The sequence below is a fragment of the Streptomyces sp. NPDC104202 genome, from assembly GCF_055584185.1.
The window spans coordinates 121,186-134,510 of sequence record NZ_JBVJMN010000005.1; the positions used below are offsets into that span (position 1 = coordinate 121,186).

A 13,325-nucleotide genomic window follows, 5' to 3' on the forward strand; every position below is an offset into this window, starting at 1 on the left:
GTGCGTGGCTGTGGGTGAGAGGAGGGGAAGGCGGGGCAGTCATAGGGGTATGAAATATCTGGTAAGGGACAAGATCTTCTCGATCGGTGACGACTACTGGATCGAGGACGAGCACGGGCGGCACGCGTTCCTCGTCGACGGCAAGGCGATGCGGCTGCGGGACACGCTGGAGCTGAAGGACCCGGACGGACAGGTCCTGGTGACGCTGCGGCAGAAGATGTTCAGCCTGCGGGACGCGATGACGATCGAGCGGGACGAGCGGCCGCTGGCGACCGTGCGGCGCAAGAGGCTGTCGCTGCTGCGGAACCACTACCGGGTGACGCTGGTGGAGGGGACCGGACTGGACGTCAGCGGGCGGGTGCTCGACCGGGAGTTCACGGTCGAGTACGAGGGGGAGCTGCTGGCGCACGTCTCGCGGCGGTGGTTCCACGTGCGGGAGACGTACGCGGTGAACGTGGTCCGGGAGGACGCGGACGCCTCGCTGCTCGTCGCGGTGGCGGTGTGCGTGATCCGGATGGCGGAGCGGGAGGACTAGGGCCTGTCCACGGTTCGGCGCGGGGGGAGTTGTCGGTGGACGGGCTGGTGGGGGAACCTGGTCGACCGTACAGGTCCCACCCCGGCCGATCGCCCGCAGGAGCTGGAGATGCACACGCACGTCACGCCGTTCGACCTCCGCGCGTGGCAGGAGGGGGGCCGGCACGACTACCGGGCGGGCTGGACGGGGGTCTCGCCGGAGTTCGGCGAGATCACGCTGACCTGCCCCCTCCCCCGCACCTCTCCCGAATCCCTGGTCTCGGAGGTGCGCGGCGGGCGGCTTCCGACCGCCTCGTTCGAGGCGCGCGGGGCGCACGTCGAGGGGATGCGGCTGCCGGGACTGAACCGGTCGACGCTGCGGGTCGGCGACCGGATGGTGTACGTGACGCGGAACCGTTTCGGCGCCACGTCGGCGCAGCGTGCCCTGGAGATGCGGTACGCGGGCGACCGCTTCCGGCTCGCGGCCCTCGACGCGCGCGGCCACGTCCTGAGCCGTGCCGCGGACGAGGAGGATCCCGGGGTCGCGATCACCGTCCGCGAGGCGGGGCGCGGGAAGGGCCGGAGGCTCTCCGTGCGCGTGGAGGGGCGTGCCGGAAGCGGGGACCTGGCCCTCGCGCTGGTCTTCGCGGGGGTGGACCGCTCGGCCCTGACACGGCTCGGTGCCGTGCGGGCCGGGCTGTCGCGGGTGACCCACTTCTGGGCCGAGTCCCAGTACTGACCGGGCGGGGAGGGACGTGTCCCCGCCCGGTCAGGACGGGGACGGGGCCGTGTCCCCGCCGTTCAGCGGGTCCCGGTGGCGGACTCAGCCGCGGCGGGCGGGGGGTGTCGCGAGGCCCAGGACGCGGTCCTTGAGGGCGGGGAACTGTTCGCGGGTGGCGGTCACCTTGGCGGGGTCGAGGACGACGCGGAGGGTCTCCTCGTCGGGACCGGCCTCGGCGAGGGTCTCGCCCCAGGGGTCGACGACGAGGGAGTGTCCGGCCTGCTCGACGCCGGCATGGGTGCCGGCGGTGCCGCAGGCGAGGACGTACGCCTGGTTCTCGACGGCCCGGGCGCGGGCGAGGAGCGACCAGTGGGCGCGGCGGCGCGCGGGCCATCCGGCGGGGACGACGAAGGCCTGGGCGCCGGCGTCGACGAGGCCGCGGAAGAGTTCGGGGAAGCGCAGGTCGTAGCAGGTGCCGACGCCCAGGGTGAGGTGGGGCAGGTCGACGGTGACGAGGTCCTCGCCGGCGGCCATCATCACGGCTTCGCCCTTGTCGAAGCCGAAGCGGTGGATCTTCCGGTAGGAGGCGACGAGTTCGCCGTCGGGGGAGAGGACGAGCGAGGTGTTGTAGAGGGCGCCGCCCTCGGCCTCGACGAAGGAGCCGGCGTGCAGCCAGACCCCGGCGTCGCGGGCGGCGGCGGCCATGGCCCGGTGGGTGGGGCCGTTGAGCGGCTCGGACTCGGCGGCGAACTGTTCGTACGCGAAGGCCCCCATGGGCCAGAGTTCCGGCAGGACGACGAGGTCGGCGCGGCCGGATTCCTCTCGTACGAGCCGGGCCACCCGGGCCCGTCGGGCGTCGACCGGTTCGTCCGGGTCTACCGCGATCTGGATCAGCGAGGCGCGCACACTACCACCGTCCTGGCATTCGAGCCGTCAACACCGGCCTACGATCGTCACACGAAAGCACTGCCGGGGTGCCTTCGGGCAGCGTAACTTAGCGTCCGAGCCTCCCACCCAGTCGTGTTTTCAGCCCGCGCACCGAAGAACCGCCGAGGGGTCCCGTGACCGTCCATCCCAGCCTCCAGAACTACGCCGACGCCTGGACGCACTCCATCGAGGCGATAGCCGAGCTGGTGCAGCCGCTCGTGGAGGGCGAATGGAACCGGCCAACGCCCTGCCCCGGCTGGTCGGTACGGGACATCGTGTCCCATGTGATCGGCATGGAGACCGAGATGCTGGGCGACCCGCGTCCGATCCATTCGCTGCCCCGGGATCTGTACCACGTACGCAGTGACTTCGCCCGCTACATGGAGGTCCAGGTCGATGTGCGGCGGCACCACACCGCCCCGGAGATGACCTCGGAGCTGGAGTACATCCTGATCCGCCGTGCGCGGCAGCTGCGCAACGAGAACCGCTCCCCCGAGCATCTGATGCGTGCTCCGCTGGGTGCCGAGCAGTCGCTGGAACTGGCCTACCGGACGCGTGCCTTCGACGTCTGGGTGCACGAGCAGGACCTGCGGGCGGCGCTGGGGACCCCGGGGAACCTGGACTCGGCGGGTGCGCTCGTCGCCCGGGACGTGCTGCTGGAGGCGCTGCCCGACATGGTCGCCAAGGACGCGGGGGCGCCGCCGTCGTCGGCGGTGGTGATCGACGTGAGCGGTCCGGTGGAGTTCCTGCGGACCGTGCGGGTGGACGCGCAGGGCCGTGGTTCGGTCGACGGCGCGCCGTCCCTGGGGCCGGCGGTGACGCTGGCGACGGACTGGGAGACGTTCGTACGGCTGGCGTGCGGCCGGGTCCGGCCGTCCGACGTCGCCGACCGGGTCAAGACGGAGGGCGACGCGGACCTGGCGCGGGCGATCCTGGACAACTTCGCGGTGACGCCCCGGTAGGGCGTCACGCGGGCACGTGGACGGCTTCCACGCGGCTGGCGACGAGCCGTTCCCGTTCCCTGCGGTGGGTGCGGGACTTGAGGCGCAGGATCTGCACGACGCCGACGGCCTCCAGGACGAAGACCGAGGAGAACGCGATCCGGTAGTCGCCGCCGGTCGCGTCGAGCAGGACGCCGACGGCGAGCAGCGTCGTCATCGAGGCGACGAATCCGCCCATGTTGACGATGCCGGAGGCGGTGCCCTGACGCTCCGGCGGATTGGCCGGGCGGGCGAAGTCGAAGCCGATCATCGAGGCGGGTCCGCAGGCGCCGAGGACCAGGCACAGGGTGACGAGCAGCCACATCGGCGCGTGGTCGCCGGGGTAGGCGAGGGTGGTGCCCCACAGCAGGGCGGTGGCGGCGACGGTGCCGAGGGCCAGCGGCGCGCGGGCCGTGTGGTGGCGGGCGATGATCTGCCCGTACGCGAGCCCGATGACCATGTTGGAGAGCACCACGAGGGTGAGCAGTGAGCCGGCCGTGGAGCGCGACAGGCCCTGGGCCTCGACGAGGTAGGGCAGGCCCCAGAGCAGCAGGAACACCATGGCGGGGAACTGGGTGGTGAAGTGCACCCACATGCCGAGGCGGGTGCCGGGTTCGCGCCAGGAGGCGGCGATCTGCCGGCGGACGAAGGCGGCTCCGGCGTGGGTGGCGGGTTCGGGTGCGAAGCCCTCGGGGTGGTCCTTGAGCAGGAGCAGCAGGAGGACGAGGACGACGACGCCGGCCAGGGAGCTGCCGACGAAGGTGGTGGTCCAGCCGAGGCCGTGCAGGGCGCGGGCGATGAAGACGGTGGAGACGAGGTTCCCGGCCATGCCGAAGAGGGCGGCGACCTGGCCGATGAGGGGGCCGCGGCGGGCGGGGAACCAGCGGCTGCCGAGCCGCAGGACGCTGATGAAGGTCATGGCGTCGCCGCAGCCGAGGAGGGCGCGGGAGGCGAGCGCGGTGCCGTACGAGGGGGAGAGCGCGAAGCCGAGCTGGCCGACGGTGAAGAGGACGACGCCGAGGGTGAGGACCTTCTTGGTGCCGAGGCGGTCGACCATGAGGCCGACGGGTATCTGCATGCCGGCGTAGACCAGCAGCTGGAGTATGGAGAAGGTGGAGAGGGCGGAGGCGTTGACGTCGAAGCGGTCGGCGGCGTCGAGGCCGGCGACGCCGAGGGACGTGCGGAAGATGACGGCGACGAAGTAGACGGCGACGCCGACCCCCCAGACGAGTGCCGCGCGGCGGCCGCCGGGGGGATCTCCGGGGAGGGTGACCGCGGAGCCGTAGGAGCGGTTCACCGGTCCTCACCCCGGACCAGGACCTTGACCCAGCTGAGGTGCTGGCGGACGCAGTGGGCGGCGCCCTCGACGTCGCCGGCGCGGATCCGGTCGAGGATCTCGGCGTGTTCGGTGATGTTCTTGGCGACGCGGTCGGGCTGGGACTGCATCACGGCGACGCCCATGCGGAGCTGGCGGTCGCGGAGCTGGTCGTAGAGCCGGGAGAGGATCTGGTTGCCGGCGTGGCGGACGATCTCGGCGTGGAAGCAGCGGTCGGTGACGGCGACTTCGGCGAGGTCTCCGGCCAGGGCGCGCCGCTTCTGCTCCTCCAGGAGCTCTTCGAGCCGGGTGATCAGCGAGGCAGGGGCGGGCACGGCGCGGCGGACGGCGAACTCCTCGACGAGGAGCCGGGTCTCGACGACGTCGGCGATCTCCTGGGCGGAGACGGCGAGGACCAGCGCGCCCTTCTTCGGGTAGAGCTTGAGCAGCCCTTCCATCTCCAGCTTGAGCAGTGCCTCGCGGACGGGGGTCCGGGAGACTCCGACGGCCTCGGCGAGTTCGCCCTCCGTGAGGAGGGTGCCTCCCTCGTAGCGCCGGTCGAGTACGGCCTGCTTGACGTGCATGTAGACGCGGTCGGCCGCGGGGGGCTGCTTGGTGGGCGCCGGGGCTGGGGCGGATGGCATGCGCACAGCATAGATACAACAGAGGTGCAACAGACGGCCCCGTCCACATCGTGGACGGGGCCGGATGTTTCACGTGAAACGGGCGAACCCGCTGACTACGCCCAGGTGATCAGCCGCTTCGGCTGCTCCAGGACCGCGGCGATGTCGGCCAGGAACTTGGAGCCGAGCTCGCCGTCGACCAGCCGGTGGTCGAAGGAGAGGGCCAGCGTGGTGACCTGGCGGGGCTTCACCTTGCCCTTGTGGACCCACGGCTGGAGCTTGATCGCACCGACCGCGAGGATCGCGGACTCGCCGGGGTTCAGGATGGGCGTACCGGTGTCGACGCCGAAGACGCCGACGTTGGTGATGGTGAAGGTGCCGCCCTGCATCGCCGCCGGTGTCGTCTTGCCCTCGCGAGCGGTGGCGACGAGCTCGCTCAGCGACCTCGAGAGCTCGGGCAGGGTCTGGGCGTGCGCGTCCTTGATGTTCGGCACGATCAGACCGCGCGGCGTGGCCGCGGCGATGCCCAGGTTCACGTAGTGCTTGAGGACGATCTCCTGCGCCGCCTCGTCCCAGGCGGCGTTGATCTCCGGGTTGCGCCGGACCGCGACGAGCACGGCCTTGGCGATGAGGAGGAGCGGGTTGACCCGCAGGCCCGCCATGTCCTTGTCGGACTTGAGCTCCTCGACCAGCTTCATCGTGCGCGTGATGTCGAAGGTCACGAACTCGGTGACGTGCGGGGCCGTGAAGGCCGAACCGACCATCGCCGCCGCCGTGGCCTTCCGTACGCCCTTGATGGGCACACGGGTCTCCCGGGCGTCGGACGACACCGACGGGGCCGCCGCGGGCGCGGCGACCGGGGCGGGGGCCGCCACGGGGGCCGGGGCCTCGACGGCCGGCGCGGACGCCGGAGCCGCCGCCGCGTGGACGTCGTCCCGGGTGATGACGCCGTCCGGGCCGGTCGGGGTGACCGTCGCCAGGTCGACGCCGAGGTCCTTCGCGAGCTTCCGGACCGGCGGCTTGGCCAGCGGGCGGGCGCCGGCCGGCGCGTGCCCGTTGAGCTGCTCCGGCACGGAGACCGCGACGGGCGTGGGTGCGGCGACGGCGGCGGGCGCGGGTGCGCCCACCGTCTCCGGCACCGCCTTGCGGGCGCGGCGCTTGGTGGAGCTGGCGGTCACGCCGTAGCCGACGAGAACCGGCTGGCGGCCCTTCGGCTCGTCGTCCTCGGCCGCCGGGACGGCGGGGGCGGGGGTGGCCGCGGCCGGAGCCGCCTCGGCCACCGGGGCCTCGGCCGCGGGCGCGGCGCCGCCGCCGACGTTCACCGAGATGATGACCTGGCCGACGTCGACCGTGGTCCCCTCGGGGAAGAGCAGCTCGTGGACCGTGCCGTCGAACGGGATCGGCAGCTCGACGGCGGCCTTGGCCGTCTCGACCTCGCACACGACCTGGCCGTCGGTGACGGTGTCACCCGGCTGCACGTACCACTTGAGGATCTCGGCCTCGGTGAGGCCCTCGCCCACGTCGGGCATCTTGAATTCGCGGATCGTCACGGTGCTCTCCTCAGTACGCCAGCGAGCGGTCGACGGCGTCGAGCACGCGATCGAGACCCGGCAGGTACTCCTCCTCCAGGCGCGCCGGCGGATACGGCGCGTGGTAGCCGCCGACCCGCAGGACGGGGGCCTCCAGGTGGTAGAAGCAGCGCTCGGTGATCCGGGCGGCGATCTCCGCGCCGGAGCCGAAGAACACCGGCGCCTCGTGGACGACGACCAGGCGGCGGGTCTTCTCGACCGAGGCCTGGATGGTGTCGAAGTCCAGCGGGGAGATCGAGCGGAGGTCGACGACCTCCAGCGACTTGCCCTCCTCGGCGGCGGCCTCGGCCACCTCGAGGCAGGTCTTCACCATCGGGCCGTAGGCCACCAGGGTGAGGTCGGTGCCCTCGCGGGCGACCCGGGCCTTGTGCAGCTCGCCGGGGATGGCCTCGGTGTCGACCTCGCCCTTGTCCCAGTAGCGGCGCTTGGGCTCGAAGAAGATGACCGGGTCGTCGCTCTGGATCGCCTGCTGGAGCATCCAGTAGGCGTCGGAGGAGTTGGCCGGGGTGACGACCTTGAGGCCCGCCACGTGCGCGAAGAGCGACTCGGGGGACTCGGAGTGGTGCTCGACCGCGCCGATGCCGCCGCCGTAGGGGATGCGGATGACGACGGGCATCTTCACGGTGCCGAGCGAGCGGGCGCGGATCTTCGCCAGCTGCGTGACGATCTGGTCGTACGCCGGGAAGACGAAGCCGTCGAACTGGATCTCCACGACCGGCCGGTAGCCGCGCAGGGCGAGGCCGATCGCGGTGCCGACGATGCCGGACTCGGCGAGCGGGGTGTCGACGACGCGGTCCTCGCCGAAGTCCTTCTGCAGACCGTCGGTGATCCGGAAGACGCCGCCGAGCTTGCCGACGTCCAGACCCATGATGACGACCTTGGGGTCGGTCTCCAGGGCCTTGCGCAGGGACTCGTTGAGCGCCTTCGCGAGGGGAAGCTTCTGTACAGCCATGATTACTCGGCCTCTCCGTTCGCGAAGGACGCCTCGTAGGCGGCGAACTGCGCGCGTTCCTCGTCGACGAGCGCGTGCCCGTCCGCGTACACGTTGTCGAAGATCGCCATGTGCTCCGGGACGGGCATGGCGCGCACGACCTCGCGGACCTGCTTGCCGAGGGCCTCGCTCTCCGCCTCCAGCTCCTCGAAGAAGGCCGCGTCGGCGTGGCCCTCGTTCTCCATGTACGCCTTGAGGCGCTGGATCGGGTCCTTCGCCTCCCACTCCTCGCGCTCCGCGTCGCGGCGGTAGCGGGTGGGGTCGTCGGAGGTGGTGTGGGCGGCCATCCGGTACGTGAAGGCCTCGATGAGGGTCGGGCCCTCGCCGCGGCGGGCGCGCTCCAGCGCCGACCGGGTGACGGCCAGACAGGCGAGGACGTCGTTGCCGTCGACGCGGACGCCGGGGAAGCCGAAGCCGCGGGCGCGCTGGTAGAGCGGGACGCGGGTCTGCTTCTCGATGGGCTCGGAAATGGCCCACTGGTTGTTCTGGCAGAAGAAGACGACCGGGGCGTTGTAGACCGCGGAGAACACGAAGGACTCGTTCACGTCGCCCTGGCTGGAGGCGCCGTCGCCGAAGTACGCGAGGACCGCGGAATCCGCGCCGTCCTTGGCGATGCCCATGGCATAACCCGTGGCGTGCAGGGTCTGCGAGCCGAGCACGATCGTGTACAGGTGGAAATTGTTGCTGCTCGGATCCCAGCCACCGTGGTTCACGCCACGGAACATTCCGAGCAGATTCGTGGGGTCGACGCCACGGCACCAGGCGACGCCGTGCTCGCGGTAGGTCGGGAAGACGTAGTCGTCGTCCCGCAGGGCGCGGCCGGATCCGATCTGGGCCGCCTCCTGGCCGAGCAGCGAGGCCCACAGGCCCAGCTCGCCCTGGCGCTGGAGGGAGGTGGCCTCGGCGTCGAAGCGACGGGTGAGGACCATGTCGCGGTAGAGACCGCGCAGCTCCTCGGCGCTGAGGTCGATGTCGTAATCGGGGTGCTGGACGCGCTCTCCCTCGGGCGTCAGCAGCTGGACGAGCTCGGGCTCCACAGCGTCCGCCTCGGCGCGCGTGCTCGTCTTCTTGGTGGTGCTGGTGCTCGCGCTAGCGGTGCGCTTGGTGCCGCTGCTGCGTCGCGTCGTCTTGCGCGCGGCAGTGCTCTCCACGGTCACGTGCGTGCTCCTCCGTCGGTCCGGCCCCCGGGTTCGCCGGTAAGGCCAGTGCGGCTCTCCGCCTTATCCGTACCCTTCGCACGGGGTGGGTGCGACGCGGCCGGGGTCGGGCGTGACAGGTGCCCCGGCGAGCGCCCCTGTCATAGGCACGTTACCCACAGCGCAGCATTCCCGCGAAACCCCACTTGACCTGCGATTTTGCTTGGATTTCCAAGTAAATCGAGAAAAGGGGGAACAGCGGCTGGTCAGCGCGTCGGCAACGGCTTGGGGGGCCGCCGGAACAACGGGCACGTTATCCCGCGCACCCCGGGCGCGGGAAGAGCCAATATGTGAGACTGGCTGCGTGCGCGAAGATGGAAAAATCCGGGTATTTCTGCTGGACGACCACGAAGTCGTCCGGCGCGGCGTCCACGAGCTGCTCTCCGTGGAGGACGACATCGAGGTGGTCGGCGAGGCCGGCACGGCGGCGGACGCCCTGGTCAGGATCCCCGCGACCCGCCCCGACGTGGCGGTGCTCGACGTCCGGCTGCCCGACGGCAGCGGGGTCGAGGTCTGCCGCGAGATCCGCTCGCACGACGAGTCGGTCAAGTGCCTGATGCTCACCTCGTACGCCGACGACGAGGCCCTCTTCGACGCGATCATGGCCGGGGCCTCGGGTTACGTGCTCAAGGCCATCCGGGGCAACGAGCTGCTGAACGCGGTACGGGACGTGGCGGCCGGCAAGTCGCTGCTCGACCCGGTCGCCACCGCCCGCGTCCTGGAGCGGCTGCGCGACGGCAACAACCCGAAGGGTGACGACAAGCTCTCCAACCTGACGGAGCAGGAGCGCAAGATCCTGGACCTGATCGGCGAGGGCCTGACCAACCGGGTCATCGGCGAGCGGCTCCACCTGGCGGAGAAGACCATCAAGAACTACGTCTCCAGCCTGCTGTCGAAGCTGGGCATGGAGCGGCGCTCGCAGGCCGCGGCGTACGTGGCCCGGCTCCAGGCCGAGCGCCACTGACCCACCGGGGCTCCGGGCCGGTGCGCGGGCGCGCGCCGGCCGGGCCCCGGCCTCTCCGGGTGCGGGCGCGACGGGCCTTGGCCTCTCCGGGTGCGGGCGCGACGGGCCCTGGCCGTTCTCGGCGACGGGCCGTGGTCGTCTCCGGCGGCGGGCCGTGGTCGTCTTCGGGACCTACGTCCCCGCGAAACCGGGGCAGGGGCCCCTTTTCCGACAGGGTGCCGGTGGCGGAGAGTGGAACCATGTCCACCGACGAGATCCGCGCCATCGAGCTCCTCCGCCGCGTGTCCTACGGCCGGGTGGCGACGAGCATGCGGGCGATGCCGTTCGTCGCCCCCGCCCGGCACATCGTGGCCGACGACCGCGTGCTGCTCCGGCTGCACCGGGGTCTCGGCTACCACCGCGCCTGCAACGGCAGCGTCGTCGCGTACGGGGCGGACAACTTCGACTCCGGGTCGGAGCACCTCTGGTCCGTGCAGTTCACCGGCACCGCCGAGATCGTCGAGCCGACCGACGCGGAGCTCGCGGCCTTCGGGGCCGAGCCCGAGCTCGTGGACGGCGAGCCCTTCGACCCGGTCTACATGCGGATCGAACCGCAGTTCGTGACGGTGCACGCCCTCGACTACGCGAACGAGACGCCGGCCACCCTCACCGGCAGCGCTTCCGTAAGGCGACACCTCCACCACGTAGCGTGATCTAACATTTGGCCGGTGCCGCGCTCATCTGAACCCGCTTCCCGGCCCGTCGGCGCCTTACCCCACGGCCGGCCGCCCCGCCCCTCCGGAACCCCGCCCGTCGGCGCCCTGCTGCGCCGCCACCGGCACGCCGGAGAGCCCCTGTCCTGCCGGCCCGTGACCGAGGGCCTGCTCAACCGCGGGTTCCGGCTCACCACCACCCGCGGCACCTACTTCCTGAAACAGCACCTGGACGCGCCCACCGCCGACCGGGCGACGATCGTCCGGCAGCACCGCGCCACCCAGCGCCTCTACGCCCTCGGGCTGCCCGTCGCCCCGCCCCTCGCCGACGCCGCCGGCCGGACGGTCTCCGTCGTGGACGGCCACTGCTACGCCCTGCACCCCTGGATCGAGGGCCGCCACCGCGACGGCGCCCAGCTCAGCGCGGGCTGCTCACGCCGCCTCGGCACCCTCCTCGGCCGGGTCCACACCGCCCTCGACCGGGTGATGGAGCCCGGGACGGACGGCGGATCCGACGACGGCGGCCGCGCCAGCGCCGACCTCCCGGACACCTTCCTCGCCATCGACGAGCTGATCCGCCTGGTCCAGGCGCAAAGCCCCCGCGACAGCTTCGACGCGCTCGCCGAGCACCGGCTCAGGGAGCGGCGCCGGCTGCTCGCCCAGCACGCCCACCGCCGGCCCCCGCCCGCCGCCGCCGCGGGCTGGGTGCACGGCGACTTCCACCCGCTGAACCTGCTCTACCGGGGCGCCGAGCCCGCCGCGATCGTCGACTGGGACCGGCTCGGGGTCCGCCCCCGGGCCGAGGAGGCGGTCAGGGCCGCCGCGATCTTCTTCGTACGGCCGGGGGGCGAGCTGGCCCTGGAGAAGGTGCGGCCCTACGCGCGGGCGTACCGGCGCGCGACGGGGGCCTGCGGCCGGGAGATGGCCGCGGCCGCGCACCGGGTGTGGTGGGAGCGGCTGAACGACTTCTGGACGCTGCGCTGGCGCTACCAGCTGCACGACCGAAGGGCCGACCCGCAGTTTCCCGCGGTGTCGGCCCTGGCGGTCTGGTGGACCCGTGAGTACGAGGCGGTCCGCGACGCGTTCGCCGGCTGAGGCGGACCCCGCCGGACGGGCGGGTCAGCCCGTGGCGCCGCCGCCGGTCGGCGGGGTGCCCGGGTTGCCGCCGCCGCCCGAGTCCTCCGTGGGGTCGGTCCCCGGGTCGGTGGTGGGGTCGGTGGGCGGCTCGGTCGTCCGCGACGGCGTGCCCGTGGGCGTGATCGTCTTCGGCGGGACGGTCGTGGGCGTGTCCGTCGGCTCGTCGGTCTGCGACGGCTCCCACGTGGGCTCCGTCGTCGGCGGCTGCGTCCACGGCTGCTGCGAGGAGCCGTCGGTCGACGAGCCGTCCTGGGACTGCTCGTCGGAGGGCTCCTCCGACGGCGTGGGCTCCTCGGAGGCCGTCGACGGCTGGTTGGAGACGGTCGTCGGGGGCTTCACGTCCCCGCCCTTGCCGCCCGCCTTGTCGACCGCGTACACGACGCCGGCGACGACCGCGATCAGCGCGAGCGCGACGAAGAGCCACAGCTTGCCGCGGCCCCCGTTGCCGTTGCCCTGCGGACCGTAGGCGCCGTCCTGGCCGTAGCCCCCGGTGCCGCCCGTGCCGCCGTCGTAGCCGCCGTAGCCGCCGTCGTCGGGGTTCATCGGCGGGAGGAGGGGGCCCTGCGCGGTCTCGCCGTGCGTCGGGTGGCCCATCATGGCCGTCGCGGCCATGCCGCCGGCCGGGGTGCGCCCGCCGTCGTGCAGGTCGACCGGGCCCGTGTTCCAGGTGCCGGTGTGGCCGCCCTGCTGGTGGAGCATCTGCAGGCCGTACTGGATGAGGCCGCGCATCTCCTCGGCGCTCTGGAACCGGTCGTCCGGGTCCTTCGCGAGCGAGCGCATCACCAGGCCGTCGAGCTCCGGAGGCACGCCGTGCGTGACCTCGGACGGCGGGACCGGCGCGTCCTGCACGTGCTGGTAGACCACCGAAAGCGGCGTCTCGCCGGTGAAGGGCGGGCGCAGCGCGAGGAGTTCGTAGAGGAGGCAGCCCGTCGCGTACAGGTCGGAGCGGTGGTCGACGGCCTTGCCGAGCGCCTGCTCGGGGGAGAGGTACTGGGGGGTGCCCATGACCATGCCGGTCTGGGTCATCGTCGACTGCGCGCCGTGCAGGGCGCGGGCGATGCCGAAGTCCATGACCTTGACGGCGCCGGTGTGCGTGATGATGACGTTCGCCGGCTTGATGTCGCGGTGCACGATGCCGTGCTGGTGCGAGTAGGCGAGCGCCTCCAGGACGCCGGAGACGATGATGAGGGCCTGCTCGGGCCCGGGTGCCTCCGCGCTGAGCAGCAGGTCGCGGATGGTGCGGCCCTCGACCAGCTCCATGACGATGTACGGCACGGGCCGGCCGGACACCAGGTCCTCGCCGGAGTCGTACACGGCCACGATGGCGTGGTGGTTGAGACCGGCGACCGACTGTGCCTCGCGGGTGAAGCGGGCCTTGGAGACCGGGTCCTCGGCGAGGTCGGCGCGGAGCAGCTTGACCGCGACCGTGCGGCCGAGCCGTACGTCCTCCGCGGCGAAGACCTCCGCCATACCGCCGCGGCCCAGACGGTGCGTCAGCCGGTAGCGGCCGTCGCCGACGACACCGCCGACGCCCCAGGACTCCGCTGCCGCGTCCGGCACACCTCCACCTGCTCCGGATTCGGGTGCCATCAGTCCTCGCCGTCGTCTGTCGTGCCGTGTCCAGTCGTCACGCTACAGGCTCCGTGCGACCTCACGGTCCGAGATGGACCGGCCATC

The 13,325-nt window shown here is 72.2% G+C and carries 13 protein-coding genes; 6 read left to right on the forward strand and 7 right to left on the reverse strand.

The window, feature by feature from the left end:
• The first annotated feature begins 49 nt into the window (after positions 1–49).
• Complete coding sequence (locus tag ACZ60W_RS05450) at positions 50–535, forward strand: LURP-one-related/scramblase family protein (RefSeq protein ID WP_469754046.1); 486 nt, start codon at positions 50–52, stop codon at positions 533–535.
• 108 nt (positions 536–643) lie between these two features.
• Entirely contained in the window at positions 644–1,252 is a 609-nt protein-coding gene (locus tag ACZ60W_RS05455) for a hypothetical protein (protein WP_469754047.1), read from the forward strand.
• Positions 1,253–1,336: 84 nt separating this feature from the next.
• Here the strand turns inward: ACZ60W_RS05455 and ACZ60W_RS05460 are convergent, their stop codons facing one another.
• A complete protein-coding gene (locus ACZ60W_RS05460) occupies positions 1,337–2,140 on the reverse strand; it encodes a carbon-nitrogen family hydrolase (RefSeq protein ID WP_366302900.1) in 804 nt (267 codons plus the stop codon).
• 155 nt (positions 2,141–2,295) lie between these two features.
• Here ACZ60W_RS05460 and ACZ60W_RS05465 point away from each other — a divergent pair, with 155 nt between their 5' ends.
• Positions 2,296–3,123, forward strand: coding sequence for a maleylpyruvate isomerase family mycothiol-dependent enzyme (locus ACZ60W_RS05465; RefSeq protein WP_469754048.1), 828 nt, complete (start codon positions 2,296–2,298; stop codon positions 3,121–3,123).
• 4 nt (positions 3,124–3,127) lie between these two features.
• Here ACZ60W_RS05465 and ACZ60W_RS05470 read toward each other — a convergent pair whose 3' ends face one another.
• From ACZ60W_RS05470 to pdhA, 5 genes are all read right to left on the reverse strand, one after another.
• Positions 3,128–4,438 carry an MFS transporter gene (locus ACZ60W_RS05470; RefSeq protein WP_469754049.1) on the reverse strand — a complete coding sequence of 437 codons (1,311 nt, stop codon included), beginning with the start codon at positions 4,436–4,438 and terminating at the stop codon, positions 3,128–3,130.
• Complete coding sequence (locus tag ACZ60W_RS05475) at positions 4,435–5,100, reverse strand: GntR family transcriptional regulator (protein WP_366302906.1); 666 nt, start codon at positions 5,098–5,100, stop codon at positions 4,435–4,437. Before ACZ60W_RS05475 ends, ACZ60W_RS05470 begins: the two co-directional genes overlap by 4 nt.
• A 95-nt stretch (positions 5,101–5,195) precedes the next feature.
• Complete coding sequence (locus ACZ60W_RS05480; protein WP_469754126.1) at positions 5,196–6,608, reverse strand: dihydrolipoamide acetyltransferase family protein; 1,413 nt, start codon at positions 6,606–6,608, stop codon at positions 5,196–5,198.
• A 31-nt stretch (positions 6,609–6,639) separates the two neighbouring features.
• Positions 6,640–7,620: an alpha-ketoacid dehydrogenase subunit beta gene (locus ACZ60W_RS05485; RefSeq protein ID WP_366302908.1), complete on the reverse strand. Its 981-nt coding sequence runs from the start codon at positions 7,618–7,620 to the stop codon at positions 6,640–6,642.
• Between the two features lie 2 nt (positions 7,621–7,622).
• The gene (gene pdhA, locus ACZ60W_RS05490; RefSeq protein WP_469754050.1) at positions 7,623–8,816 is read right to left on the reverse strand and encodes a pyruvate dehydrogenase (acetyl-transferring) E1 component subunit alpha; all 1,194 of its coding nucleotides are present in this window, start codon (positions 8,814–8,816) and stop codon (positions 7,623–7,625) included.
• 343 nt (positions 8,817–9,159) lie between these two features.
• Between pdhA and ACZ60W_RS05495 the strand changes: the two genes are divergently transcribed.
• The 3 genes from ACZ60W_RS05495 to ACZ60W_RS05505 all read left to right on the forward strand — a co-directional run bounded on the left by ACZ60W_RS05495 (position 9,160) and on the right by ACZ60W_RS05505 (position 11,606).
• The gene (locus ACZ60W_RS05495; protein ID WP_469754051.1) at positions 9,160–9,819 is read left to right on the forward strand and encodes a response regulator; all 660 of its coding nucleotides are present in this window, start codon (positions 9,160–9,162) and stop codon (positions 9,817–9,819) included.
• Between the two features lie 239 nt (positions 9,820–10,058).
• Positions 10,059–10,511: a pyridoxamine 5'-phosphate oxidase family protein gene (locus ACZ60W_RS05500; protein ID WP_469754052.1), complete on the forward strand. Its 453-nt coding sequence runs from the start codon at positions 10,059–10,061 to the stop codon at positions 10,509–10,511.
• A 15-nt stretch (positions 10,512–10,526) separates the two neighbouring features.
• Complete coding sequence (locus tag ACZ60W_RS05505) at positions 10,527–11,606, forward strand: phosphotransferase (protein WP_469754053.1); 1,080 nt, start codon at positions 10,527–10,529, stop codon at positions 11,604–11,606.
• A 24-nt stretch (positions 11,607–11,630) separates the two neighbouring features.
• Here ACZ60W_RS05505 and ACZ60W_RS05510 read toward each other — a convergent pair whose 3' ends face one another.
• Complete coding sequence (locus ACZ60W_RS05510; RefSeq protein ID WP_469754054.1) at positions 11,631–13,238, reverse strand: protein kinase domain-containing protein; 1,608 nt, start codon at positions 13,236–13,238, stop codon at positions 11,631–11,633.
• Positions 13,239–13,325: the final 87 nt, after the last annotated feature.

Excerpts from the sequence above, each read along its gene's own strand:
- ACZ60W_RS05450 (WP_469754046.1), top strand. The coding sequence starts at position 50 with ATGAAATATCTGGTAAGGGACAAGATCTTCTCGATCGGTGACGACTAC.
- ACZ60W_RS05455 (WP_469754047.1), top strand. The coding sequence starts at position 644 with ATGCACACGCACGTCACGCCGTTCGACCTCCGCGCGTGGCAGGAGGGG.
- ACZ60W_RS05475 (WP_366302906.1), bottom strand. The coding sequence starts at position 5,100 with ATGCCATCCGCCCCAGCCCCGGCGCCCACCAAGCAGCCCCCCGCGGCC.
- ACZ60W_RS05480 (WP_469754126.1), bottom strand. The coding sequence starts at position 6,608 with ATGCCCGACGTGGGCGAGGGCCTCACCGAGGCCGAGATCCTCAAGTGG.
- ACZ60W_RS05485 (WP_366302908.1), bottom strand. The coding sequence starts at position 7,620 with ATGGCTGTACAGAAGCTTCCCCTCGCGAAGGCGCTCAACGAGTCCCTG.
- ACZ60W_RS05500 (WP_469754052.1), top strand. The coding sequence starts at position 10,059 with ATGTCCACCGACGAGATCCGCGCCATCGAGCTCCTCCGCCGCGTGTCC.
- ACZ60W_RS05510 (WP_469754054.1), bottom strand. The coding sequence starts at position 13,238 with ATGGCACCCGAATCCGGAGCAGGTGGAGGTGTGCCGGACGCGGCAGCG.